Source organism: Pseudomonas sp. P4_C8, assembly GCF_056401975.1.
Genome location: NZ_JBFUIH010000002.1, coordinates 112107 through 136475 on the forward strand (window position 1 = coordinate 112107; position 24369 = coordinate 136475).

The window sequence follows — 24369 nt, forward strand, 5'->3', positions numbered from 1 at the left end:
ACTCAAATCTCCTTGGTCAGGCTAGGGCTGTGGTCACTGGCGCCATCATCGTCAGCCGCAGAGAGCGGACGAGCCGGTGTACGTTTCTGGCCAGGACCACCGTCGTTGGTTTCCTTGCCTTCATCGATCTTCGGCCCTTTGCGCACCAGGCGCATCATGTAGCCCAGACCGGCACCGAACAGCGCGAAATACACCACAACGAACAAAATCAGCGTGATGCTCATCTGTACGAAACTATGGTTGGAGGACGCGTCCGCCGTACGCATCAGACCGTAGACTACCCACGGCTGACGGCCGATTTCGGTGGTAAACCAACCCGCGAGGATCGCGATCAGGCCAGACGGCCCCATCCACAACGCCAGGTAAAGGAACGGCCGCGACGTGTAGAGCTTGTCGCGTTTGCGCAGCCACAGGCTCCACAAACCGGTGAAGATCATCAGCATGCCCAGGCCGACCATGATCCGGAACGACCAGAACACAATGGTCGAATTTGGCCGGTCTTCAGGCGGGAACTCCTTGAGCGCTGGCACCTGTTTGTCCAGCGAGTGAGTGAGAATCAAGCTGCCCAGGTACGGAATCTCGACGGCAAATTTGGTTCTCTCTTCTTTCATGTCCGGCCAGCCGAACAGGATCAGCGGGGTCGGTTCATCGCCATGATTTTCCCAATGCCCTTCAATCGCCGCAATCTTCGCCGGCTGATGCTTGAGGGTATTGAGCCCGTGGAAGTCACCGATGACCGCTTGAATCGGCGCCACGATCAAGGCCATCCACATGGCCATCGACAGCATCGTGCGGATGGCCGGGTTGTCCTTGCCGCGCAGCAAGTGCCAGGCCGCCGAAGAGCCGACGAAAAACGCCGTGGCCACGAACGCCGCCGTCGCCATGTGCATCAGGCGGTAGGGAAACGAAGGGTTGAAGATCACCGCCAGCCAGTCGGTGGGAATCACCTGACCATTAACGATTTCAAAACCCTGCGGCGTTTGCATCCAGCTGTTGGAGGCCAGAATCCAGAAGGTCGAGATCAGTGTACCGATGGCCACCATGACCGTGGCGAAGAAGTGCAAATTGCGCCCGACCTTGTTCCAGCCAAACAGCATGACGCCAAGGAAACCGGCTTCGAGGAAGAAGGCTGTCAGCACCTCGTACGTCAGCAATGGCCCGGTCACCGAACCGGCGAAGTCCGAAAAGCGGCTCCAGTTGGTGCCGAACTGATAAGCCATCACCAGCCCGGAGACCACGCCCATGCCGAAGTTGACGGCAAAGATCTTCGACCAAAAGTGATACAGGTCGCGGTAAGTGTCGTTATGGGTTTTCAGCCACAAACCTTCGAGCACCGCCAGGTAACTCGCCAGGCCAATGGTGATGGCAGGGAACAGGATGTGAAACGAGATGGTAAACGCGAACTGAATTCGGGCGAGATCAAGTGCCTCTAAACCGAACATAAGTCTTCCTCTGTCAGGTAATACGGCTGCTGGCTGGAAACCTGCACCCATCGGCCCCCACGGGTATGGAGTGAGGTGAATTCAAATTCGTTCTGTTTTTATTAGCATCACAACGCAGGGAGTCTGGCCAAATGGCCGTCGGATCAATTCCTTTTGGGGTTTTGATCTGGATCAATCAACGTTGAAAGAGTAGTCCCATTTCTGGCCATGAACCGCGTGGTCTTTTGCCGCGTGACAAGTTGCCTCATGGCCGCAGACATGCGCCGCGATACTTTCCCTGTGGGAGCGAGCCTGCTCGCGATGGCGGCGTATCAATCAATACTCATGCTGCCTGAAACACCGCTTCGCGAGCAGGCTCGCTCCCACAGGGGGATTTGGGCGATTTCGAGATCGGTGTCTAGCTAACTAAATTTGCGGTGGCTGCAACTTCTGGTTACAGGTTGGTGATAACCTCGCCCTTCCCCTCTCCCAGATTTTCCCGCAGATGCCCAGCCAAGAGCCCTTGCTGTTACGTCACCACCGTCCGTTTCTCGCGTTCTGGCTGGCCCGGGTGTTTACCGCCAGTGGTTTCCAGATGCTCACGGTGGCCATTGGCTGGAACCTGTATCAGCTGACCGGCAACGTGCTCGATTTGGGTCTGGTCGGATTGGTGGAATTTGCGCCTCGCGTGCTGTTCATGCTCCACACCGGGCACGTCGCGGACCGCTATGACCGGCGCAAAGTCGCGGCGATCTGCCAGTCCCTGCAAGCGCTGATTGCCCTGTCGCTGGCCATCGGCAGTGCAACCGATCAGGTCACCCGGGAAATGATCTTCATCCTCGCGTTCCTGCTCGGTGCCGCGCGCTCCTTCGAAATGCCCACCACTCAAGCCCTGTTGCCGAGCATCGTGCCCAGTGCGCTGTTTCCCCGCGCGGTGGCCGCCGCACAATCTGCGCAGCAATCAGCCACCATCGTCGCTCCGGCGCTCGGTGGTTTGCTCTATGCCTTCGGCAGCGTCTGGGTGTATGGCCCGACCGTAATCCTCTACATCATTGCCTGCGTGCTGATGCTTAACTTGCCGGCCCGGCAAACGCCGCTGAACAAGGGCAAGGCGACGCTGGATTCGCTGCTGGCGGGCATCCGCTTCATTCGCAGTCGCCCGGACATTCTCGGGGCGATCTCTCTGGACCTGTTTGCGGTTTTGCTCGGTGGCGCGACGGCGCTGCTGCCGGTGTTTGCCAAGGACATCCTGCTCACCGGCCCGTGGGGTCTGGGCCTGCTGCGTTCAGCGCCGGCAGTCGGAGCGTTACTGATGTCGTTGTTCCTGGCGCGATTTGCGGTTGAGCGCAATGTCGGACGGGTGATGTTCACGGCAGTCGGTGTGTTCGGCGTGGCCACCATTGCCTTCGGCCTCTCGACCTCGTTCTGGTTCTCTCTTGCCGTGCTGGTAGTGCTGGGTGCGGCAGACATGATCAGCATGGTGATCCGCGCCTCGTTCGTGCAACTGGAAACCCCGGACGAAATGCGTGGCCGGGTCAGCGCCGTGAACGGCCTGTTCATCGGCGCTTCGAACCAGTTGGGCGAGTTCGAATCCGGGCTGACCGCCCACTGGTTCGGCACCGTACCGGCGGTGGTCATGGGCGGGATCGGCACCCTGGTGGTGACCGGGGTCTGGGTGAAACTGTTCCCGAGCCTGGCCAACCGTGACCGCATGCATGTGCCGGTGGAAGAAGTGAAGGTCTGAAGCAGGTTGCTGGCATAAATTTGCCGACAAGGTGCAATACATAGATACCGCTTCCAGTGTAATGTATCGCCTTACACTTCTCCCATGATCAAATCCTTTCAGCACAAGGGCCTTCGTGGCTTCTATGCAACAGGTTCGACTCGCGGGATTCGCGCAGACCATGCAAAGCGTCTGTCTCGGATGCTTCAGTTCATGGACCGTGCAGCGCTACCCGGCGACCTCGATATTCCGGGATGGCGACTGCATCCACTCAGGGGGGAGTTGGCCGAATTCTGGTCACTGAGTGATTCAGGGAACTGGCGAGTTGTTTTTCGGTTTTTCGGTTTATCGGTTCAGACATCGAACTGGTCGACTATCTGGACTACCACTGACAGGAGGCAGGCAATGCCCATGCACAACCCGCCACACCCTGGCGAAACACTATTGATGGATGTCTTGCCCGAACTCGGCATCAGCGTCACTGAACTGGCCCGCCATCTGGGTTTTGCGCGACCACATCTTTCTCGGGTATTGCATGGACATGCGCCGATCAGCCCCGATCTGGCTGTGCGCCTGGAGCGGGCAGGGATTGGCAAGGCCCGCATGTGGCTAGGGGTTCAGACCGATTATGATCTCTGGCAAGCGGAACAGCGTGAGCAACCGGCGATCAAGCCCATTGCCATCCACGCCTGACATCCCTTAAACCAACAACTCCCCCGCCACCGCCGCGCGTGTGGCTTTGCCGCAGAGTTGTTCCACCAGCGTCAGGGCAAATGCCAAGGCGGCCCCAGAGCCCTGGGCGGTCACGCAATTGCCGTCAACCACCACCGGTTGGTCGACAAAGTTGCAGCCCAACAGCTGATGACTGGCCGAGGGCAGGCACGTCATGCGCCGCTGACGCAACACACCGAACTGTTGCAGCGCGACCGCCGGGGCTTCGGCGATGCCCGCGAACAAGCGTCCGGCGGCGGCTTGATCCTTCATAAGTTGTTGCAGGGGTTGATGGGCCGCCAGGTGTTGCGCGCCAACGGCACCGCCGGGCAAGGCAATAAGGTCGAACGGCTGGGCCAGCAAATCCACCAGCATGGCATCGGCCGTCAGTCGGGTGCCACGAGCGCAGGTGAGCATGCGCCGACCCTCGATGCTGGCCACCACCACTTCAACGTTGGCGCGGCGCAGTACATCGACCAGGGTCACTGTTTGCAGGTCATCAATGCCCTCGGCGAGGGTAATCAAAGCTCTAAAGGTCATGGGGGCAGTCCACAGGGTGATCTTTAAAGCGTAGTCAGCTTTCCTGACGCTTGTTCGAGCGCAGCCGTTACTTGATGTAAAGCTGCGTCGACATCGTGTTGCCCGGCGCGTTGATCGAGGTATTGCTGAAGGTGAAGACGCCGTTCTGCTTGCCGGCCAGGTCCAGGACATACAGATAGCCGACGGTTTTTCTCCCGACGGTGCACTCGGTCAGATTACCGGTATCAAAAGCACAGACCGGCGTGCGGGTGCCGTTCAGTTCAAACCCGTCCAGCGCGACAAACGCCTCACGTCCGTAGCCGACTTCCAACACATAGACCTTGATACTCGGGCCGCTGTGGTCGCAGCGCGTCTGTTCCTGCCCCTCGGCGATGTCTTCAAAGCCACAACCTGGCGATTCGACCTTGAGCACTTTCAACTGGCTCAAGGGTGGCGCCATCGCGGCCGAGGCGTTTTGCGCCCCCAGCAACAAGGCAAACACGACGCCAATCACGGCGATCACAGGCTTTTTCATGCAATACATAACTACCCCCAAAACCAGCGCGCAGTATGGCTCACTTCACTTGACGGCAAAACATCGACGACGATCGCAGCCATAAGCAGCCATAACCCTACGCGACTGGTATGATGCGCGGCTTTTTCCGGCCCACAGTAATTTCCCAGGCGCGTTCAGCGGTCTGTGCTTTGCTGTTGAGGTCGATACATTCACGGCGCCGGGCGCGCCACGGGGAGCAGACATGCTGGAAAGGCTGTTTCAACTCAAGGCACACAACACCAACGTGCGGACCGAGATTCTGGCGGGCGTCACGACTTTCTTGGCCATGGCCTACATTCTGTTCGTCAACCCGAGCATCCTCGGCGAGACCGGCATGGACAAGGGCGCGGTGTTCGTCGCCACCTGTCTGGCTGCGGCCATCGGCTCCACAACCATGGGCCTGATCGCCAACTACCCGATCGCACTCGCACCGGGCATGGGTCTGAACGCCTTCTTCACCTACACCGTGGTTCTGCACATGGGCCACACCTGGCAAGTGGCGCTGGGGGCGGTGTTCATCTCGGCGGTGTGCTTCTTCCTGCTGTCGATCTTCCGCATCCGTGAATGGATCATCAACAGCATCCCGCTGCCGCTGCGCTCGGCGATTGCCGCTGGTATCGGTCTGTTCCTGGCGCTGATCGCCCTGCATAACGCAGGTATCGTGGTCAGCAACCCGGCGACCATGGTCGGCCTCGGTGACCTGAAACAACCGGCCCCGATTCTCGCGACCTTGGGTTTTGCCCTGATCGTTGCTCTCGAAGCCCTGGCCGTACGCGGCGCAGTGCTGATCGGCATTCTGGTGGTGACCATCGTTTCGATTGCGATGGGCTTCACCCCGTTCGGCGGCGTGATGTCGATGCCGCCCTCCCTGGCCCCGACCTTCCTGCAACTGGACATCAAAGGCGCACTGGACATCGGTCTGGTCAGCGTGATTTTCGCCTTCCTGTTTGTCGATCTGTTCGACAACTCCGGCACCCTGATCGGCGTCGCCAAGCGCGCCGGCCTGATGGGCAAGGACGGCCACATGCCGAAAATGGGTCGCGCGCTGATCGCCGACAGTACCGCGGCCATGGCCGGCTCGCTGTTGGGCACCTCGACCACCACCAGCTACATCGAATCCGCAGCCGGCGTGAGTGCCGGTGGCCGCACCGGTCTGACCGCCGTTGTGGTTGCGATTCTGTTCCTGCTGGCATTGTTCTTCTCGCCACTGGCCGCCAGCGTTCCGGCGTTCGCCACGGCACCGGCACTGCTGTTCGTCGCCGTACTGATGACCTCCGGCCTGGCCGAAATAGACTGGGACGACATCACCGTCGCCGCACCGGTCGTGATCACCGCGCTGGCCATGCCGTTCACTTATTCCATCGCCAATGGCATCGCCTTCGGTTTCATTTCCTGGACCGCAATCAAGCTGATGTCCGGTCGCGGACGTGAGCTGAACCCGGCGCTGGTGATTCTGTCGATTCTGTTCGTGATCAAGTTGGGTTGGTTCAACGCATGACTTTTGATTCCCAGGCCTACGCCGTTCAGCTCGAAGAAAAGGTCACACGCCTGCGTGACCTGCTGGCCCCGTTCGATGCACCTGAACCGGCCGTCTTCGACTCACCGCTGCAAAACTTCCGCCTGCGCGCCGAGTTCCGCCTGTGGCGTGAAGCCAGCGAGCGGCACTACGCAATGTTTTCCCAGGAAGACAAACGTACGCCGATCTTGATCGAAGAGTTTCCAATCGCCAGCGTGCGCATCAATCAGTTGATGCCGCAGCTCAAAGCGGCATGGAAAGCCAGCGCGGCCCTGAGCCACAAGCTGTTTCAGGTGGAGTTCCTGACCACCCTGGCCGGCGATGCGATGATCACCCTGTGCTATCACCGCCCGCTGGACGAGCACTGGCATGCAGCTGCCACGAAACTGGCCGCCGACCTGAACGTCAGCATCATCGGTCGCTCCAAGGGCAAACGCGAAGTGATCGGCCACGATTATGTGGTGGAGAAGCTCGACGTCGGCGGCCGCACCTTCAGCTATCGCCAGCCGGAAGGCGCGTTCACCCAGCCCAACGGCACCGTCAACCAGAAGATGCTCAACTGGGCTTACGACGCCCTCGGTGATCGCACCGACGATTTGCTGGAGTTGTACTGCGGCAACGGCAACTTCACCCTTCCGCTCGCCACCCGTGTACGCAAAGTGCTGGCCACGGAAATCAGCAAGACCTCAGTCAACGCAGCCCTGAGCAATCTCAGCGAAAACGCGGTGGATAACGTTACGCTGGTGCGCCTGTCCGCTGAAGAGCTGACCGAAGCGCTGAACGAAGTCCGCCCATTCCGTCGCCTGCACGGCATTGACCTCAAGAGCTACGAGTTCGGTAGCGTGTTCGTCGACCCGCCCCGTGCCGGCATGGACCCGGACACCTGCGAGTTGACCCGACGCTTCGACAACATCCTCTATATCTCCTGCAACCCGGAAACGCTGGCGGCGAACATCGCCCAGTTGCACGACACGCATCGCATCACTCAGTGCGCGATGTTTGACCAGTTCCCGTGGACGCATCACATGGAATCCGGGGTGTTGTTGACCCGTCGTTGATTGCAGTTGCCGGTACAAATCAGCCGTCATCACGACGGCTTTTTTGTGGGCAAGTCAAAGAGCCGAATCCACCTTACGCGGGCGCCCGCCCTTTTTGCCATTGGCCCGCGCAGCCTCGGCCTTGGCAACACTACTCTGGCGACCATTGCGCGCGGCGATGACTGAAGACGCCATGTCCATCAGTGGCTTGCTCGCTGAAATCAATCCTGAGATGGACACCTGTAAATCCCTGCCTTCATGACAGAGCGCGGTTCCCGAAAAGCCAACCTTCAAGTGGGCGAAGTCCCCATCGTCAAAGCCATCAAACTCCGGGTAATTCTTCGCCGGTAGCAGCACGCCACTACCGTCTTCAAAGCCGACGACCAGGCAATGTCCTGTCCAGGTCACTGCTGTCGCATTCAAACCGCTACGACGGCTCAACTCGCCTCGCTGAATGGCCTGATCCAGTGTTTCTTCGGTGACGGGGCGATCCGCCTGAATGTTCGCCTGTATCGTTTTCATAATTCGATTTCCACTCCCTCGGCAGCCCCCATCAGGGACAACAACGTCTTGTTCGTTTCGGGCTCGTAACAGGCCGAGCCAATCAGGTAGCTCGTGCAGGCGATTCGTTTCATCACGACCACTTCATTGCCCTCCCAATCCCACAACTGATTGTCGAGGCAGGCCGTGCGCAATTTGCTCCACCAGATGCCGCGTGCTCGCCGTAAATGCGCCGGTTGCCGCAGCGCCTGACGCAATCCCTCCAGCACTGCTGAAGGGGGTCGCTGCGAATGAGGTACGACATCCCAGAGCTCCACGCCGTTGTGCCAGAAACTGAATTTGAAGCGTGCACTCCACGTTCGGGCATCGACGTGGACATGAGGCGGACAATGTTCATCGCGCAGCATGACGACCAATGAAAAGCCCTTATAGCGACATACGTTCATGCTAACCCATCCGTTAGGTTATAGAGTGCAAAGATTCTCCATTCCTTGAAGAACCCGATAATTGGTGCGATCTGATTTTCAGACTAGCGCTTGAGCGTTTTTTGACTCGCCGTCTACTGCGTCAAAATAGTAAGCAATCCTTTCTCCATGCCCGCAAAAAAAGCCGCCGCTCCAGATAATCACTGCCACGGCAATTTCATCTACAGTGACGCCATTCAGCCCCTCATTTGATCCCCGGTGTAATCAATCATGCAGCGAGTCTTCGATGATCTTCAGTTGGGCAGCATCGAACTGTTTTGTCTGGCGGCCGAGGCCGGGAGCTTTACTGCCGCCGCGCTGGTGGCGGGCGTGACGCCGGCCGCCGTCAGCCGTTCGGTATCGCGCATGGAAGAACGCCTGGGCGTGCGGCTGTTCGCGCGCACGACCCGTAGCGTGAAGTTGACCGACAGTGGTCGCCGGTATTACGAGGAATGTCGCCAGGCGCTGGCGCAACTGATCGAAGCCCAACGCGAGGTCATGGGCCAGCAGCAGCAACCGTCCGGCACGTTGCGGATCAGCATTCCCACGACTTATGCACACCACCGGATTCTGCCGTTGCTGCCGGCGTTTCGGGCGCGCTTTCCCGACGTAAAGGTCGAGTCGCACATCAGCAATCGCAACATCGATTTCGTTGGCGAAGGCTATGACATGGCCATTCGCGTTCGGGCGATTCCGGATTCCGGGCTGATTGCCCGACATCTGGAGGACGCCGCGCTGGTGATGATTGCCAGCCCCGAATACCTCAAACGTGCCGGCGTCCCACAAACCCTGGACGACCTTGCGCAGCATGAATGCATTCAGTACGAACTGCCCAGCAGCGGTCGGCGGATTGCCTGGTTGTTCAATGACAACGGCGCACCACGGGAGATTCTCGCCGAGGGCAGTCTCAGTTGCTCTGACGATGTGCTCGGCGGCGTAACCCTGGCCAAACACGGGGCGGGACTGTTTCAGACGTACCGGTTTATCGTCGAAAGCGAACTGGTCGATGGCTCACTGGTGGAAGTGTTGAAGCCTTACAGCGGACGCTCGCGACCGTTCACGTTGCTGTATCCGCAAAGCCGCCATGTGCCCCTGAAGTTGCGCGCCTTTATCGACTTCCTGGTTGAGCATCTGCCCCGATAAACCTCGAAACTGTCCGATCACCGCCCACAAATCCCGGCTGAAACGTCTCTTTAATTGACCAAACTAACTAGCTAGTACAATTTATCTCCACAGGTTGAACCAACAGCCGCTTCCAAAAACAATAAGTGGAGAGACCCTCGATGCCCCCTATCGTTCTGGTGCTCAACGGCCCGAACCTGAACCTGCTTGGCACCCGTGAACCGGCGACTTATGGCCACGAAACCCTGGCAGACATCTCTGCGCTGTGCGGACGTGCCGCTGAAGAATTCGGCCTGGTCGTGGAGTTTCGCCAGACCAACCACGAAGGTGAGTTGCTCGACTGGATTCACGCCGCTCGCGGTCGTTGCGCCGGGATTGTGATCAACCCGGCCGCGTGGACCCACACCTCGGTTGCGATCCGCGATGCCCTCGTCGCCAGCGAACTGCCCGTGATCGAAGTCCACCTGTCGAACGTCCACGCTCGTGAGCCTTTCCGGCATCACTCGTTCGTCTCGGCCATCGCCACCGCCGTGCTGGCCGGTTTCGGCAGCCACGGCTATCGCCTGGCACTGGAACATTTCAGTCTGCAATTGAAAGGGTGAACGCAATGACTCAGCACAACACCGTATTGGCCGGGCTGATCGGCGCCGGGATTCAAGCCTCCCGCACACCCGCGCTGCACGAGCATGAAGGCGAAGCGCAGGGCATGCGTTACCTCTATCGCTTGATCGACCTCGATCAGTTGCAGCTCGACAGCAGTGCCTTGCCCGACCTGCTGATGGCAGCCGAGCGGATGAACTTCACCGGCCTGAACATCACCTTCCCGTGCAAGCAAGCGATCATCCCGTTGCTCGACGAACTGTCGCCGGAAGCGCGCGGCATCGGCGCGGTGAACACCGTGGTGTTGAAAGACGGCAAACGCATCGGTCACAACACCGATTGCCTGGGTTTTGCCGAAGGTTTTCGCCGTGGCTTGAAGGACGCTGCCCGTGAACATGTCGTACAAATGGGTGCCGGAGGCGCAGGCGCGGCAGTGGCCCACGCGCTATTAAGCGAAGGCGTACAACTGCTGAGTATTTTCGACGTGGAGATCAACCGCGCGCAGGCGCTGGCGGACAACCTCAATCAGCATTTTGGCGCTGGCCGGGCGGTGGCCGGGCATGATCTGCCAAGCACAATGGCCCAAGCGGACGGGCTGGTGAACACCACGCCCATGGGCATGAAAAAACTGCCGGGCATGCCGGTGCCGATGGAGCTGCTTCGCACTGAGTTGTGGGTGGCGGAGATTGTTTACTTCCCGCTGGAAACCGAACTGCTGAGCAATGCCCGCGCGCTCGGTTGCCGGACCCTGGATGGCGGCAACATGGCAGTGTTTCAGGCGGTGAAGGCATTTGAATTGTTCAGCGGCGTAGTGCCGGATGCGCAGCGAATGCTGGCGCATTTTCAGAGCATGAATGGCTGAGTGGATGCAGTGAGGGGACAATCCCCTCACTTCATTTCAAGCCTGCAAGTAGCGCAACACCGACTCGCAAATCATCTCCCGATGACGCTGCTTGATAGTTTCGTCCGGCAGGTCGATCTGAAAAATCTCACCGAAGGTATGACGGTTCGATACGCGATAGAAGCAGAACGAACTGATCAACAGATGCACATCCAGCGGCACAAGCCCTGCGCGGAACAGCCCCTCCTCGGCACCACGACGCAAAATCTCGCCCAGTGAATCGAGGATCGTATTGTTCATCGCCTTGATCGCATCGGAGCGTTTCACGTATTCAGCGTTGTGAATGTTTTCGATGCTGACGATGCGCACGAAATCGACATTGCGATCATGGTGATCGAAGGTAAATTCCACCAGGCGCCGAATCGCCTCGACCGGTTCCAGCTCGGTCAGGAGCAAACGGTTTTCGGTGCTGCGAATGTCCCCGTAGAGCTTTTCCAGCACTTCAACGTAGAGCTGCTCTTTACTGCCGAAGTAGTAATAGATCATGCGTTTGGAGGTGTGGATGCGCTCGGCGATTGCATCGACGCGAGCACCGGAAAGCCCCTGTTGGACGAACTCGACAATCGCCTCTTGAAGGATGTTCTCGCGGGTCTTTTCCGGGTTGTTTTTGCGGCTTTTGCGAGGCTCGGCGATGGGTTCGACGGGCACTGCGGAGCGTTCTGAAGTCATTGTCATTGCGGGCTCACGGCCATCACTGCACAGGCTGGCGATTATGGGCCGCGCCGCACAGTGAAGGAAGTCGTGCGGCAGCGGTTTGTACCCGTGTTTACGATTTTCCTACAACTTGGCCTGACGGAGGGCACCGCTGCGGGATTTGGCCATCGCCGCCAGTCGAACCGCGACGTTGGCTGCGCCATAGCCGGCATAGCCGTTCTTGCGTTGAATGATTTCAAAGAAGAACCGCCCTTCGAATGGCTCGGTGTACACATGAAACAGTTCACCGCCCTGCGCATCGCGGTCGTACAGCACGTTGAAATAGGCCAGCTCGCTGAGGAACTCGTCATCGAAGTCGAACCGCGCGGCGAGGTCATCGTAGTAATTGAGCGGGATGTCCAGCAACGGCACGCCCGCCTCTTTCGCGCGGCTGACTTGCGCAAAGATGTCATCGCAATCAAACGCGATGTGATGCACACCGGAGCCGCGATAACTCGACAGCGCGTGTGAGATGGCGGTGTTGCGGTTCTCGGAAATGTTCAACGGCAAGCGGATCGAACTGTCGCGGCTGCGCAGCGCACGGCTTTTTACCAGGCCATACGGGTCGGGCAGCACCACTTCGTCGTCGGCTTCGAAATCCAGTAGGCTCTTGTAGAACAGCACCCAACTGTCGAGGCTGTCGGCTGGCAACGCCATGGCCATGTGGTCGATACGCTTGAGGCCGCCATTGGCCACGGCGGCAGGATATAGATTGAAGTCGGTGCCATAGACGTCGGCTTCCTGGTCCACCAGATAAATCAGGCTGCCATCCGGTGCGCGCACCGCGGCCAGCTCCAATTCATTGGGCCCGACCAGTCCGCGATATGGCTGACCGTTGTAAGCCACGGCCCGGGCCAGCGCGCTCGCACTGTCTTTAACCCGCACAGCGGTGGCGCACAGCGATGGGCCGTGCGCTTCGAAAAAACTGTGGGCGAACGAGTAAGGCTCAGAGTTGAGGATGAGGTTGATATCGCCCTGACGCAGCAGGCTCACGCTCTTGGAGCGATGCTGCCCGGCCTTGACGAAACCCAGCCGCTCCAGCCAATGGGAAAGCTTGGCGCCGAGGCTTTCATCCACCGCAAATTCGAGAAACTCGATGCCGTTGTACTCGCTGGCCGTCGGGGTCTCGAACAGGATGTCGAGGTTGGTCGCCGGTTGAGCGTCCTGCGCCAGGCGCTGGCGGGTTTTCTCTTCGAGGTACAGCAACGAACGCAAACCGTCGGCGGCATTGGCCCGAGGGGGGGCGGCGCGGAAACCGTCGTTGAAGATTTCCAGCGACAGCGGCCCGGTGTAGCCGCTCTTGATGATCGGTGCGAGGAAGCCCGGCAAATCGAATTCGCCCTGGCCCGGGAAGCAGCGAAAATGTCGGCTCCACTCCAGCACGTCCATGGCCAGGATCGGCGCGTCGGCCATTTGCACGAAGAAAATCTTGTCGCCGGGGATCTCGGCGATAGCGCTCGGATCGCCCTTGAGCGACAGCGTGTGAAAGCTGTCCAGCAACACGCCGAGGTTCGGGTGATCGGCCTGACGGACGATGTTCCACACCTGTTGATAGGTGTTCACATGCCGGCCCCAGGCCAGTGCTTCGTAACCGATCCGCAGGCCGCGCGCGCCGGCGTGCTCCGCCAGCAGGCGCAAGTCGTCGACGAGGATTTGCTCATCCCCGACGGAATCGGCGGACGCGTTGCTGCACACCAACACCAAGTCTGTGCCCAGTTCCTGCATCAAGTCGAACTTGCGCTCGGCCCGTTCCAGATTGCGCGGCAGTCGGTCACGGCGGCACCCTTCGAAATCCCGGAACGGTTGAAACAGCGTGATCGCGATCCCCAGATCGGCGCACATCTGTTTAATTTCCCGTGGGCTACCGTCGTAGTAGAGAAGGTCGTTCTCGAAAATCTCCACCCCGTCAAAACCGGCGGCGGCAATGGCTTCGAGTTTTTCCGGCAGGGTACCGCTCAAGGACACGGTGGCAATGGAACGCTGCATATTTCGACTCCCGGTGGTGGAGACAGTCTTGTCAGGGTGCTGCACGCTTGCTTTATGTAGGAGTACGGCTTGCCGGCGATGGCGATCTCGCGGCTGCCATCGCCGGCAAGCCGTGCTCCTACAGGACTGTGTTTTTCTTGAAGTGAATTATTGGCTGCGTAAACTCACACAGCAATTCAAAGTGTACTATCCGGTTAGTTTTGTGTTCGATTATCGAACAAAATGACGGTTGGCGAATTGACGATTTTTTATCCACTGCGCAACATCAACTCCACATTGAGCCCGGTCATAAACCATCGGATTCGGTTACCAAAGCCCCAGAACACCACATAAAAACAATCGGTGGACTACATGACTCCTTCTCAAAGTTCTCCCGTGGAGCGCTCCTCCATGACTCCTGCCATCGGCGGCATCGGCGACAAGATCCGTGGCGCCATGGCGGTCGGCAAAACCCGTTGGGGCATGCTGGCGCTGGTGTTTTTTGCGACGACCCTGAACTACATCGACCGTGCCGCCCTCGGCGTCATGCAGCCCATTCTCGCCAAGGAAATGAGCTGGACGGCGATGGACTACGCCAACATCAACTTCTGGTTCCAGGTCGGCTACGCCATCGGTTTCGTGCTGCAAGGCCGATTGATCGACCGGGTCGGCGTCAAGCGCGTGTTCTTCTGCGCGGTACTGCTCTGGAGCATCGCCACCGGTGCTCACGGCCTGGCCACCTCGGCAGTCGGCTTTATGGTTTGCCGATTTATCCTCGGCCTGACTGAAGCCGCCAACTACCCGGCCTGCGTGAAAACCACGCGGCTGTGGTTCCCTGCCGGCGAGCGCGCCGTGGCCACCGGCATCTTCAACGCCGGGACCAACGTCGGCGCGATGTTCACCCCGATGCTGTTGCCGCTGATCCTCCACGTGTGGGGCTGGCAGGCTGCGTTCCTGTGCATGTCGGCGCTGGGCGGTATCTGGTTGCTGTTCTGGGGCTTGAAGTACTTCAACCCGGAAGATCATCCAAGCGTTAAACAATCAGAGCTGGACTACATCCAGAACGAAGTCGAACCGGAACAATCCCGCGTATCGTTTTCGACAATCCTGCGCATGCGTGGCACCTGGGCCTTTGCCTTGGCTTACGCGATGACCGCGCCGGTGTTCTGGTTCTACCTGTATTGGCTGCCGCCGTTCCTCAATCAACAATACAACTTGGGGATCAACGTGACCCAGATGGGTATTCCGCTGATCATCATCTACCTGACGGCAGACTTCGGCAGTGTCGGTGGCGGGATCCTCTCCTCGTTCCTGATCGGTCGCGGAGTCAACCCGATCAAGGCGCGGCTGATGTCCATGTTCCTGTTCGCCTGCTGCATCATCGGCGTGATCATGGCGGCCGGTTCGAGCAGTCTGTGGGTCGCGGTGGCCGCCATTTCCCTGGCCATCGGCGCGCACCAGGCCTGGACCGCGAACATCTGGAGCCTGGTGATGGACTACACGCCTAAACACATGATGAGTACGGTATTTGGTTTTGGCGGCATGTGCGCAGCCATCGGCGGGATGTTCATGACGCAGTTGGTCGGCCACATTCTGACCGTCACCAACAACAACTACACCGTGCTCTTCACCCTGATCCCGGCGATGTACTTCATCGCCCTGACCTGGATGTACTTCATGGCACCGCGCAAGATTCCTACCGTTACCGAGTAATTGCCCTTCCCCAGGCAGGCCTGATTCCAGGCCTGCCTTGTTGTTTCTCCTACCGACGACTCTGTTGCCACGCTGCCGCCAACCCGCTGCAGCAAATCACCGCGATCCCGACCACGGTGGTCAGGGTTGGTGTGTGGGAAAACAGCAGCCAGCCCAGCAACCCGGCAAACACAATCTGGCAATAACCGAACGGCGCCAGCAGCGCGGGCGCGGCATAGCGGAACGCCTGAGTCAGAAACAAGTGAGCCGTCATCCCGCAAGCACCCAACGCCACCATCATCAAGCCATGCCCAAGGGTTGGCATTTTCCAGAAGAACGGCACCAGCACACACATCACCAAGGTGTTGCACAGGCCGGCGAAGAAGTTACTGGTGGTCGGGCTGTCGATGTTGCTGAGCTTGCGGGTGAGCAATTGATAGAAGCAGAAAAACAGCGCCGAGCAGAACGGCAACAGCACCGCAGGCGTGAACAGATCACCGCCTGGGTGGACGATGATCAATACGCCGATAAATCCACAAATCACCGCGATCCATTGGCCACGGGTGACGTGCTCACCCAGCAACGGCACCGATAACGCGGTGACCAGCACCGGCGCAAGAAAGTTGACCGCCGTGGCTTCGGCCAACGGGATGTATTGCAAACCAGTGGTGAAAAACAGACTGGTGCCCAACAGGCACAACGCTCTCATTGTCTGCAGCAAAGGCCGCTTGGTACGCAGCACGCCCAGCCCTGATTGCGGCAGAAAAATCCCGGCCATCAATAAGGTGTGAACCACATAACGCGCCCAAACGACCATGACCATCGGGTAAAAGCCCAAGAGGTATTTCGACAAGGCGTCATGGCTGGAAAAGAGGAAGGTGGCAAGAACGATCAGCAAAATCCCTTTGAAGGGGCGGTTTACGCCGGAGAGCGGGGTGCTGACGGTCATATGGGTTCCCTTGCGCCTGGCGAATTCCAATAATTTAGAACCTGGTTCCAGATTCCTATACAAGCATAGGCCGAAAGTGTTCGAACAACGCACAGTTTTCAGATGAACAGAGATCAAACTGTGGGAGCGAGCCTGCTCGCGATGACGGATTCACATTCAACATTTCAGCTATTTGAAAGTCCGCTATCGCGAGCAGGCTCGCTCCCACAATGGAGTGGTGGTGTGCCCGAGTTAACTGAATAACTCTGAAGCAAGGCTCGCCGCCGACAACTCTTCGGCAAACGTCAACAACAGCGGTGCCAACTCATGCAATCGAGCGCCCGGCATACGCGCACTGGGCCCGGCGATGCTCAACACCCCGATCACCCGCCCCTCGCTCGGGTGCCTCACCACGGCAGCAATCGCCGAGGTGCCCACCGCCGAGCTCTCTTCAACCCAGGCATAGCCCTGATCGCGCGCCAGACGTAGACGTTCCAGCAATTCAATGTTGGAACGCGGCGCATTCGGCCCCAGGTCCTTCGGCCGCTCACCGCCCTGACGTTCTACCAGCGACAACGCCTCGGCATCGCTCATGCACGCCAGCCACGCGTGGCCCGAGGCGGTATAGAACAACGGCGCATCGCGGCCCATGTCCGGGTCGTATCGCAGGCCGGACCGGGCACCTTGAGACTTGGCGATCCAGATCTGCCGCTCGCCCTCAATGACGCCCAGGCGCACCAGTTCACCGGTCTCCTGAGCCAGGCGATCCAGCACCGGCTGCACGATATCGGCGCCGCTGCCCGCCAGATAACGAAACCCCATCGCCACCAGTTTGGTCGACAGGTGATAGCGCAGGTTCTCCGGATTCTGCCGCACATAACCCAAGCGGATCAGCTCGGCGAGCAAGCGATGGGTCGCGCTTTTAGGGATATCCAGCTGTTCCGCCAGCGTCTGCATCTGCAGGCCGCGAGGGTCACTGGTAAGACTTTCCAGCACGCTGAAAACACGTTCGATCTGACTGCCGGCCATGGGAGATTCCAAACTCAATTTGCCTGATTCTAGAAGATGAACCGTATAACGCGAAATCTGGAACTGAACAGTCGACAAGCACAGGCATCACTCATTTGAGAAAAACCCATCGTCTGACGGAATTCGATGGGCTATCCATGTTCCTACAGTCTGCAAGGTTCCCCCTGCCGCAAAGCTACAGTGCATGCTGGCACACGCAAAAACCCGGACGACCGGACTGGCGTCGCTCCCGCACACCAGCAACACTCATCCCCACGGACAATCAGAGGATTCCCACATGCTATGGAAAAAAGGCCGACGCAGCGACAACGTGGTCGATGCCCGTGGTGATGATGTCGGCGGTGGCGGGATGCGTTTCGGTGGCGGCAAGGGCTTGAGCCTGACCGCGATCATTCTGATTGTCGGCATCGGCTGGATCACCGGCCAGGACCCGCTGCAGATCCTCGGACAGCTCACCGGGCAAATGAGCGAGCAATCGGCGCCGGCCACCAACCAAACTCGCAAGGCGCCACCCGCAAACGACGAAGGCGCCGAATTCGTGCGTTCGATCCTCGGTGATACCGAAGACACCTGGGGTCAGATTTTCCAGCAGGCAGGCCGGCAATATAAAGACCCGACCCTCGTGCTGTTCAGCAATCGCGTCAATTCCGCCTGTGGTCTGGCGACATCAGCGACCGGTCCGTTCTATTGCCCGGCCGACCAGAAGGTCTACCTGGACATGGCGTTCTTCCAGGAAATGTCACAACGCTTTGCGGCCGCCGGCGACTTCGCTCAGGCTTACGTGATCGCTCACGAAGTCGGACATCACGTTCAGACCTTGCTCGGCGTTTCAGCGAAAATTCAGACCGCCCGCCAGCAAGGCCGGCAGATGGAAGGCGATGGCGGTTTACTCGTGCGCCAGGAATTGCAGGCCGATTGCCTGGCCGGGGTCTGGGCCAACAATGCGCAAAAGCGTCTGAACTGGCTGGAACCCGGCGATATCGAAGAAGCCTTGAACGCAGCCAACGCCATCGGCGACGACCGCTTGCAGCAGCAAGGTCAGGGCCGCGTGGTACCGGACTCGTTTACCCATGGCACGTCAGCGCAAAGAGTGCGCTGGTTTAAAACCGGATTTGCACAAGGCCAGGTGGGCCAGTGCGATACCTTTGCGGCGAAAAACCTGTAAATGAATAAGTGGCTGTTAGCTGTACTGTTTACCTGCGCAAGTACCCAAGCCGCCGAGCATGGGGTCAAAGAACTCAGCCCCGGCCGGCTGTTACTCAAAGAAGGCGAGATGGCGGTAGGCATCGGCCCGGCGCCTGCGAAAATCGAACGTGTGCTGATCATCATTCATGGCCGACTGCGCAATTCTGAAACCTACCGCCAGAGCGCCGAGCAGGCGGCTGAACTGGCAGGACAAAGCGCAACCACGCTGGTGATCGCCCCACAATTTCTCAACGAAACCGATGTAGCCCTGCATCCAGTGGCGGACACCGTCCTGCGCTGGCAGGGCAATGACTGGATGGAGGGCGGTTTATCCACCGCCCCGTTTGCGTTGAGCTCCTATGGGGCACTGGATCAGATCATCGCGAGAGTCAGCGACCGTCAACAGTTTCCGGACGTGAAACAAATCGTCATTACCGGTCATTCCGGTGGCGCGCAAGTGGTTCAGCGTTATGCATTGCTGGCTCACGACCAACCGACGCTCACTGCGTCCGGTGTGAAAGTCCGTTATGTGGTCGCCAACCCTTCCTCGTATGCGTATTTCGATGAGCGGCGACCCGTGGCGTTCGATCACGCGAAATGCCCCGGTTTTAACCGCTGGAAGTATGGCCTGACGGATTTACCCCTCTATGCCAGTGGGCAAACGGCGCCGCAGATTGAAGGCAATTACGTCAAGCGTGACGTGACTTATCTGCTCGGACAGCAAGACATCGACCCGCAGCATCCGGCGCTGGATAAAGGTTGCGAAGCGCAAGCCCAGGGCGCTAATCGCCTGACTCGCGGGCACTATTATTTCGACTACTTGCTGCGTCGCAACCCTCGCGGGGTGAACCAGCAACTGGTCGACGTGCCGGGGGTTGGGCATAACGGGGATGGGATGTTTACGTCGCCCGAGGGGCAGAAGGCGTTGTTTGGGCAGTGAGTTGGGTGGTGCCTGATCTGGCGCTATCGCGAGCAGGCTCACTCCTACAGTAGATCTCTAGCGGACACAGTTTTTGTATTCCATAGAGATCCCCTGTAGGAGCGAGCCTGCTTGCGATGGGGCCCTCAAGCCAACAGCATTTCCCGCAACGCCACACAATCCGCCGCATGCCAATCCGTCAGCTCAGGCCACGGGTTATCCGGCAAATTCACCAACACCGTCCGCGCCCCCGCCGCCCGCCCGCAATCCAGATCAAACCGGTAATCACCGACCATTACCATTTCGCTCGCCGGCACCTTCCAGGCCTCGGCCAGTTTCAGCAAACCACCGGGATGCGGTTTAGGCGGCGCTTCATCACGCCCCAGCACGTCTTCCACCGCGAAGCAGTCCGCCAGGCCGATGGCCTCCAGCGTGACGTGCGCCAGCTCCCGGGCATTGCGCGTCAGAATGCCCAAGCGATAGCCACGCCCGGCCAACTCACGCACCAGCTCCACTGCACCTGGGGCCGGTTTCGAACCCAGCGCCAGATCACGTTCGTGCTCCAGCAGCCACGCATGTTTAGCCGCCGCTTCATCGGCCGGCAATGCCGCGAGGTGCGTCAGGATGTCGTCTTCGGCCGGGATCGCCAATGCCACGCGAATCGCCGCGAAGTCATGCACGGCCACTGTCAGGGTGCCGTCCATGTCGAACACCCAGTGACGCACCTCGGCCAGGCTCATGCCCAATCCTTGCGATGACGAATCAGGCCTTCCTGCGTGACCGAGGCCACCAGTTGCCCGGCGCGGTTGAACACGCTGCCACGGCTAAAGCCACGGGAATTTCCGGCCCACGGGCTGTCCATCGCGTAGAGCAACCAGTCATCGGCGCGCAGATCCTGGTGGAACCATAGCGCGTGATCGAGGCTGGCGACCTGCATATCTTTGTGCCAGACCGATTTGCCATGGGGCTGCATCGAGGTGACCAACAGACCGAAGTCCGACGCATAGGCCAGCAGATATTTGTGCAATGCCGGCGAGTCGGCCAAGGCACCGTCGGCGCGAAACCATACGTACTTGATCGGGTCGGACGGCAGCGGGTTGTAGGGATCTTTTTCGGTCACCGGGCGGAATTCGATCGGTTTCGGGCACAGCAGTTTTTCGCGCATTTTTTCAGGGATCAAGTGTGCACGCTGCTGGGTCAGCTCCAGCTCCGACGGCAGGTTTTCCGGGCCGACCACAACCGGCATTTCGGTTTGGTGCTGGAAGCCTACTTCGTCGTACTGGAACGAGGCGCTGCAGGTAAAAATCGGATGACCTTTCTGGATCGCCGTGACCCGGCGCGTGCTGAAACTGCCGCCGTCGCGAACTCGGTCAACCTGATACACCACTGGCAACCCGGCATCGCCCGGACGCAGGAAATAACCGTGCATCGAATGCACGTGGCGCGCTTCTTCGACCGTCTGACTGGCCGCCGACAGTGACTGGCCGAGCACCTGACCGCCGAACAACTGGCGAAAACCAAGGTCCTGGCTGCGCCCACGGAACAGGTTTTCTTCGATTGGTTCCAGGGTCAGTAAATCGACCAGATCATCCAACACTTGGCTCATTCAGACTCTCCTCACGCAAAACATTGCCGCGCAGTCTTGGCTGCGACGGTCGATTCAATTTCTGGCCCGGGCCAACAATATGGGAGCCATTGTAAACGTCCGCGTCGGCTTATCCATGCAAGGTTTGCAGCCATTGTTCACGGGTGATGCGGTACAGCACATGGTGACGCAGGGGATGGTCGGCCGCGAGCTTTGGGTGCTCGAAGTCATCGGCTGAATCATGGTGCATGCCGATCGCCTGCATGACTTTCTCTGAAGGCGTGTTGTTTTGGGTGGTGAAGGACACGACTTCTGTCAGCCCCAACCGGTCAAACCCGCAACGCAGCGCGGTCCACGCCGCTTCACTGGCATAACCCAGGCCCCAATGTTCGCGGGCCAGGCGCCAGCCGATTTCGGTCGCGGGGGTGAATGGCGCGTCGAAACCCACCACAGCCAGGCCGGTAAACCCGATGAACTGGCCGGTGTCCTTGCGTTGCAGTGCCCAGAGGCCAAAACCATGCTCGGCAAAATGCCCGCGTATTCGTCCGATCAGCGAGGCACTTTCCAACCGACTCAACGGCGCCGGGAAATATCGCATCACTTGTGGATCGGCACACATCGCCGCAAACTCCGGCAAATCCTCATCGCGCCACTGCCGTAACAACAGTCGCGCGCTTTCGAGTTCCAGTATTGGCTCCATTGCGTTCCCCCCCCCGTTTCCATGCCGCAAGTCTACAACGCTGGTAGGATCCTTCTCTCATTCCTACATGAAATCATCATGCCGCTGCCGCTGATTTATCACGAAGACTACAGCCCCGAGTTCCCGGCGGATCACCGCTTCCCCATGGATAAGTTTCGCCTCCTGCGCGATCACTTGGTGGACAGTGGCCTGACCCGGGACGCCGACCTGCTGCGTCCGGCGCTTTGTCCTCCGGAGATTCTCGCCCTCGCCCATGACGCTGCCTATATCGAACGCTATATGAGTGGCGAGTTGTCCCGTGAAGACCAACGGCGCCTCGGACTGCCCTGGACCGAAGCCCTGGCCCAGCGCACGGTGCGCGCGGTCGGCGGTTCGTTGCTGGCGGCGGAACAGGCGCTGGAGCACGGTTTGGCCTGTCACTTGGCGGGCGGCACGCATCACGCGCATTACGACTACCCGGCCGGCTTCTGCATCTTCAATGACCTGGCGGTGATCAGCCATTACCTGCTGGAAAGTGGCCGGGTGAATCGGGTGCTGATCTTCGATTGCGACGTGCATCAGGGCGACGGGACTGCAYGGATCCTGCACAACACCCCGGACGCGGTAACGGTTTCCCTGCACTGCGAAAAGAATTTTCCTGCACGCAAAGCCGAAAGTGACTGGGACATCCCGCTGCCCAAGGGCATGGGCGATGCCGACTACCTGAAAGTAGTCGACGATGCGCTCAACTATTTGCTGCCGCTCTATCAACCGGATCTGGTGCTGTATGACGCCGGGGTCGATGTGCACAAGGACGATGCCCTGGGTTATTTGAAACTGACGGACGAAGGCGTGGCGGCGCGGGATGAAAGCGTGATGCGTCATTGTCTGGGCCGGGATATTCCGGTGGTGGGGGTGATTGGTGGCGGTTACAGCAAGGACCGCAAGGCCTTGGCGCGCCGACATGGCATCCTGCATCACAGCGCGCAACAGGTCTGGCAGTCATCAGGTTGTCATTGAGCTATGGGCCTTTACCCACAATGCCTGTGGAACTGCCTGTGGATAACCTGAGTGAAAGGGTCTACAGCCCATACGGTGTATAGGCTACACAACGGTGGTTGTTTTTTAACCACATCTTGAACCCATCATCAATCCCCTGTGGGAGCGAGCCTGCTCGCGATAGGGCCCTCACATTCAACATCAATGCCGACTGACCCACCGCTATCGTCGGAACGCCGCCCGGAACCGGCTCACTCCCACAGGGATCCGTGCTGGTAGAATGCCCGGCTTCAATCCGCCAAACCGCAGCGCATTCCATGACCCAATCCTCCACCGCCCTCCCCCCTCAAGTCGCCATCATCGGCGGCGGCCCTGCCGGCCTGATGGCGGCTGAAGTGTTGAGTCAGGCCGGGGTCAAGGTCGACCTCTACGACGGCATGCCTTCGGTGGGACGCAAATTCCTGCTGGCCGGGGTCGGCGGCATGAACATCACCCATTCCGAAGCCTACCCGGCGTTTCTCTCGCGCTATGCCGAGCGCGCCCCGCAGATTGCGCCGCTGCTGCGATCCTTTGGCGCCGACGCGCTGTGCCAATGGATTCATGACCTGGGCATCGAAACCTTTGTCGGCAGCTCAGGCAGGGTGTTTCCAACCGATATGAAAGCCGCGCCCCTGCTGCGCGCCTGGCTCAAACGCCTGCGAGACGCCGGCGTAGTTATCCACACCCGCCACCGCTGGGTCGGCTGGAATGCCGACGGCAGCCTGAACATGACGAGCCCCGACGGTGTAAAAAACCTTTCACCGGACGCCACCCTGCTGGCCCTCGGCGGCGGCAGTTGGTCGCGCCTGGGTTCGGATGGCGCGTGGAGGCTGCCACTGGAACAACGCGGCGTAGGACTGGCCCCGTTGCAACCGAGCAATTGCGGCTTCGAGGTGCAGGCCTGGAGCGAATTGATGGTCAGTAAATTCGCCGGCGCGCCGCTGAAAAACATCGCCATCGGCCTCAATGAAGACGTGCCACGGCTCGGGGAATGTGTGGTCACGGCGACCGGGATTGAAGGCAGTCTGATCTACGCCTTGTCGGCACCGATCCGCGAAGCCATCAACCTCAACGGTTCGGCGACCATCCATCTGGACCTGCTGCCGGGCAAGCCTGTGGATAAAGTGCAGGCAGCGCTGAGCAAGCCGCGCGGTTCACGTTCGATGTCCAAACACCTGCACAGTCAACTGGGCCTTGATGGGGTCAAAGCCGCATTGCTGCGTGAACTTACGCCGGCCGACTGCTTTGCCGAACCGGCACTGTTGGCCAAAGCGATCAAGGCATTGCCGCTGACGCTTGTGAAAACCCGCCCACTGGACGAAGCCATCAGCAGCGCCGGGGGCGTGATGTTTGAGTCGATGGATGAACGCTTGATGCTCAAGCAACTGCCTGGCGTGTTCTGCGCGGGGGAGATGCTGGATTGGGAGGCACCGACGGGCGGCTATCTGCTGACCGCGTGTTTCGCCAGCGGTCGGGCGGCGGGGATGGGGATGGTGGAGTGGTTGAAGCGCAAGGCTTGAAGACCGAGGTGCGCCCATCGCGAGCAGGCTCACTCCTACAGGGGATTTGTGAACGACACAGATCC

Annotated in this window: 24 protein-coding genes and 1 pseudogene; 13 read left to right on the forward strand and 12 right to left on the reverse strand. The window is 59.4% G+C overall.

The features are described 5' to 3' along the window. Positions 1-2: 2 nt before the first annotated feature. A complete protein-coding gene (locus tag AC1DWM_RS01725) occupies positions 3-1442 on the reverse strand; it encodes a cytochrome ubiquinol oxidase subunit I (RefSeq protein WP_223519412.1) in 1440 nt (479 codons plus the stop codon). Between the two features lie 484 nt (positions 1443-1926). Between AC1DWM_RS01725 and AC1DWM_RS01730 the strand changes: the two genes are divergently transcribed. From AC1DWM_RS01730 to AC1DWM_RS01740, 3 genes and pseudogenes are all read left to right on the forward strand, one after another. After that, entirely contained in the window at positions 1927-3165 is a 1239-nt protein-coding gene (locus AC1DWM_RS01730; RefSeq protein WP_477794498.1) for an MFS transporter, read from the forward strand. A gap of 84 nt (positions 3166-3249) precedes the next feature. Beyond that, a pseudogene (locus AC1DWM_RS01735) lies at positions 3250-3536 on the forward strand (type II toxin-antitoxin system RelE/ParE family toxin). Between the two features lie 13 nt (positions 3537-3549). Then, the gene (locus tag AC1DWM_RS01740; RefSeq protein WP_059182122.1) at positions 3550-3837 is read left to right on the forward strand and encodes a HigA family addiction module antitoxin; all 288 of its coding nucleotides are present in this window, start codon (positions 3550-3552) and stop codon (positions 3835-3837) included. 6 nt (positions 3838-3843) lie between these two features. On the opposite strand, the gene AC1DWM_RS01745 is transcribed toward AC1DWM_RS01740, so the two are convergent. Continuing rightward, entirely contained in the window at positions 3844-4395 is a 552-nt protein-coding gene (locus AC1DWM_RS01745; protein ID WP_223519406.1) for a DJ-1 family glyoxalase III, read from the reverse strand. Between the two features lie 67 nt (positions 4396-4462). Beyond that, a complete protein-coding gene (locus AC1DWM_RS01750; protein WP_477794499.1) occupies positions 4463-4909 on the reverse strand; it encodes a DUF4879 domain-containing protein in 447 nt (148 codons plus the stop codon). Positions 4910-5132: 223 nt separating this feature from the next. On the opposite strand from AC1DWM_RS01750, the gene AC1DWM_RS01755 reads away from it, so the two are divergent. Next, positions 5133-6428 (forward strand): NCS2 family permease, encoded by a 1296-nt coding sequence (locus AC1DWM_RS01755; RefSeq protein WP_223519403.1) that lies wholly within the window; start codon positions 5133-5135, stop codon positions 6426-6428. Then, entirely contained in the window at positions 6425-7504 is a 1080-nt protein-coding gene (trmA, locus tag AC1DWM_RS01760) for a tRNA (uridine(54)-C5)-methyltransferase TrmA (protein ID WP_477794500.1), read from the forward strand. Before AC1DWM_RS01755 ends, trmA begins: the two co-directional genes overlap by 4 nt. A 54-nt stretch (positions 7505-7558) precedes the next feature. On the opposite strand, the gene AC1DWM_RS01765 is transcribed toward trmA, so the two are convergent. Then, entirely contained in the window at positions 7559-8005 is a 447-nt protein-coding gene (locus tag AC1DWM_RS01765) for a DUF2442 domain-containing protein (RefSeq protein ID WP_477794501.1), read from the reverse strand. Continuing rightward, entirely contained in the window at positions 8002-8430 is a 429-nt protein-coding gene (locus AC1DWM_RS01770; RefSeq protein ID WP_477794502.1) for a DUF4160 domain-containing protein, read from the reverse strand. The genes AC1DWM_RS01765 and AC1DWM_RS01770 overlap by 4 nt, the downstream gene beginning before the upstream one ends. A gap of 249 nt (positions 8431-8679) precedes the next feature. Between AC1DWM_RS01770 and AC1DWM_RS01775 the strand changes: the two genes are divergently transcribed. From AC1DWM_RS01775 to AC1DWM_RS01785, 3 genes are all read left to right on the forward strand, one after another. After that, positions 8680-9591: a LysR family transcriptional regulator gene (locus AC1DWM_RS01775; RefSeq protein WP_477794503.1), complete on the forward strand. Its 912-nt coding sequence runs from the start codon at positions 8680-8682 to the stop codon at positions 9589-9591. A 140-nt stretch (positions 9592-9731) separates the two neighbouring features. Further along, on the forward strand, positions 9732-10172 hold the full coding sequence (aroQ, locus tag AC1DWM_RS01780; RefSeq protein ID WP_477794504.1) for a type II 3-dehydroquinate dehydratase: 441 nt from the start codon (positions 9732-9734) through the stop codon (positions 10170-10172). Positions 10173-10177: 5 nt separating this feature from the next. After that, positions 10178-11032 carry a shikimate dehydrogenase gene (locus AC1DWM_RS01785; RefSeq protein ID WP_477794505.1) on the forward strand — a complete coding sequence of 285 codons (855 nt, stop codon included), beginning with the start codon at positions 10178-10180 and terminating at the stop codon, positions 11030-11032. A 36-nt stretch (positions 11033-11068) separates the two neighbouring features. On the opposite strand, the gene AC1DWM_RS01790 is transcribed toward AC1DWM_RS01785, so the two are convergent. Both AC1DWM_RS01790 and quiC read right to left on the reverse strand, forming a co-directional pair. Beyond that, positions 11069-11746, reverse strand: coding sequence for a TetR/AcrR family transcriptional regulator (locus AC1DWM_RS01790; protein ID WP_223519390.1), 678 nt, complete (start codon positions 11744-11746; stop codon positions 11069-11071). Positions 11747-11848: 102 nt separating this feature from the next. Next, positions 11849-13750 carry a 3-dehydroshikimate dehydratase QuiC gene (quiC, locus tag AC1DWM_RS01795; protein WP_477794506.1) on the reverse strand — a complete coding sequence of 634 codons (1902 nt, stop codon included), beginning with the start codon at positions 13748-13750 and terminating at the stop codon, positions 11849-11851. A gap of 390 nt (positions 13751-14140) precedes the next feature. On the opposite strand from quiC, the gene AC1DWM_RS01800 reads away from it, so the two are divergent. Beyond that, on the forward strand, positions 14141-15442 hold the full coding sequence (locus AC1DWM_RS01800; RefSeq protein WP_477794507.1) for an MFS transporter: 1302 nt from the start codon (positions 14141-14143) through the stop codon (positions 15440-15442). A 49-nt stretch (positions 15443-15491) separates the two neighbouring features. Here the strand turns inward: AC1DWM_RS01800 and AC1DWM_RS01805 are convergent, their stop codons facing one another. Both AC1DWM_RS01805 and AC1DWM_RS01810 read right to left on the reverse strand, forming a co-directional pair. After that, positions 15492-16370, reverse strand: a complete 879-nt coding sequence (locus AC1DWM_RS01805) for a DMT family transporter (protein WP_452628237.1) — start codon at positions 16368-16370, stop codon at positions 15492-15494. A 231-nt stretch (positions 16371-16601) separates the two neighbouring features. Further along, the gene (locus AC1DWM_RS01810) at positions 16602-17378 is read right to left on the reverse strand and encodes an IclR family transcriptional regulator (RefSeq protein WP_477794508.1); all 777 of its coding nucleotides are present in this window, start codon (positions 17376-17378) and stop codon (positions 16602-16604) included. A gap of 277 nt (positions 17379-17655) precedes the next feature. Between AC1DWM_RS01810 and ypfJ the strand changes: the two genes are divergently transcribed. Continuing rightward, entirely contained in the window at positions 17656-18543 is an 888-nt protein-coding gene (gene ypfJ / locus AC1DWM_RS01815; protein ID WP_477794509.1) for a KPN_02809 family neutral zinc metallopeptidase, read from the forward strand. Continuing rightward, the gene (locus AC1DWM_RS01820; RefSeq protein ID WP_223519379.1) at positions 18544-19503 is read left to right on the forward strand and encodes an alpha/beta hydrolase; all 960 of its coding nucleotides are present in this window, start codon (positions 18544-18546) and stop codon (positions 19501-19503) included. Between the two features lie 125 nt (positions 19504-19628). On the opposite strand, the gene AC1DWM_RS01825 is transcribed toward AC1DWM_RS01820, so the two are convergent. The 3 genes from AC1DWM_RS01825 to AC1DWM_RS01835 form a co-directional block, all read right to left on the reverse strand. Beyond that, complete coding sequence (locus tag AC1DWM_RS01825) at positions 19629-20222, reverse strand: HAD family hydrolase (RefSeq protein ID WP_477794510.1); 594 nt, start codon at positions 20220-20222, stop codon at positions 19629-19631. Next, on the reverse strand, positions 20219-21088 hold the full coding sequence (tesB, locus tag AC1DWM_RS01830; RefSeq protein ID WP_477794511.1) for an acyl-CoA thioesterase II: 870 nt from the start codon (positions 21086-21088) through the stop codon (positions 20219-20221). Before tesB ends, AC1DWM_RS01825 begins: the two co-directional genes overlap by 4 nt. A 109-nt stretch (positions 21089-21197) precedes the next feature. Then, positions 21198-21767 (reverse strand): GNAT family N-acetyltransferase, encoded by a 570-nt coding sequence (locus AC1DWM_RS01835; protein ID WP_223519374.1) that lies wholly within the window; start codon positions 21765-21767, stop codon positions 21198-21200. Positions 21768-21845: 78 nt separating this feature from the next. Here AC1DWM_RS01835 and AC1DWM_RS01840 point away from each other — a divergent pair, with 78 nt between their 5' ends. Together AC1DWM_RS01840 and AC1DWM_RS01845 are read left to right on the forward strand one after the other, a co-directional pair. Next, positions 21846-22766: a histone deacetylase family protein gene (locus AC1DWM_RS01840; RefSeq protein WP_477794512.1), complete on the forward strand. Its 921-nt coding sequence runs from the start codon at positions 21846-21848 to the stop codon at positions 22764-22766. Between the two features lie 296 nt (positions 22767-23062). Next, positions 23063-24304 (forward strand): TIGR03862 family flavoprotein, encoded by a 1242-nt coding sequence (locus AC1DWM_RS01845; RefSeq protein WP_477794513.1) that lies wholly within the window; start codon positions 23063-23065, stop codon positions 24302-24304. Positions 24305-24369: the final 65 nt, after the last annotated feature.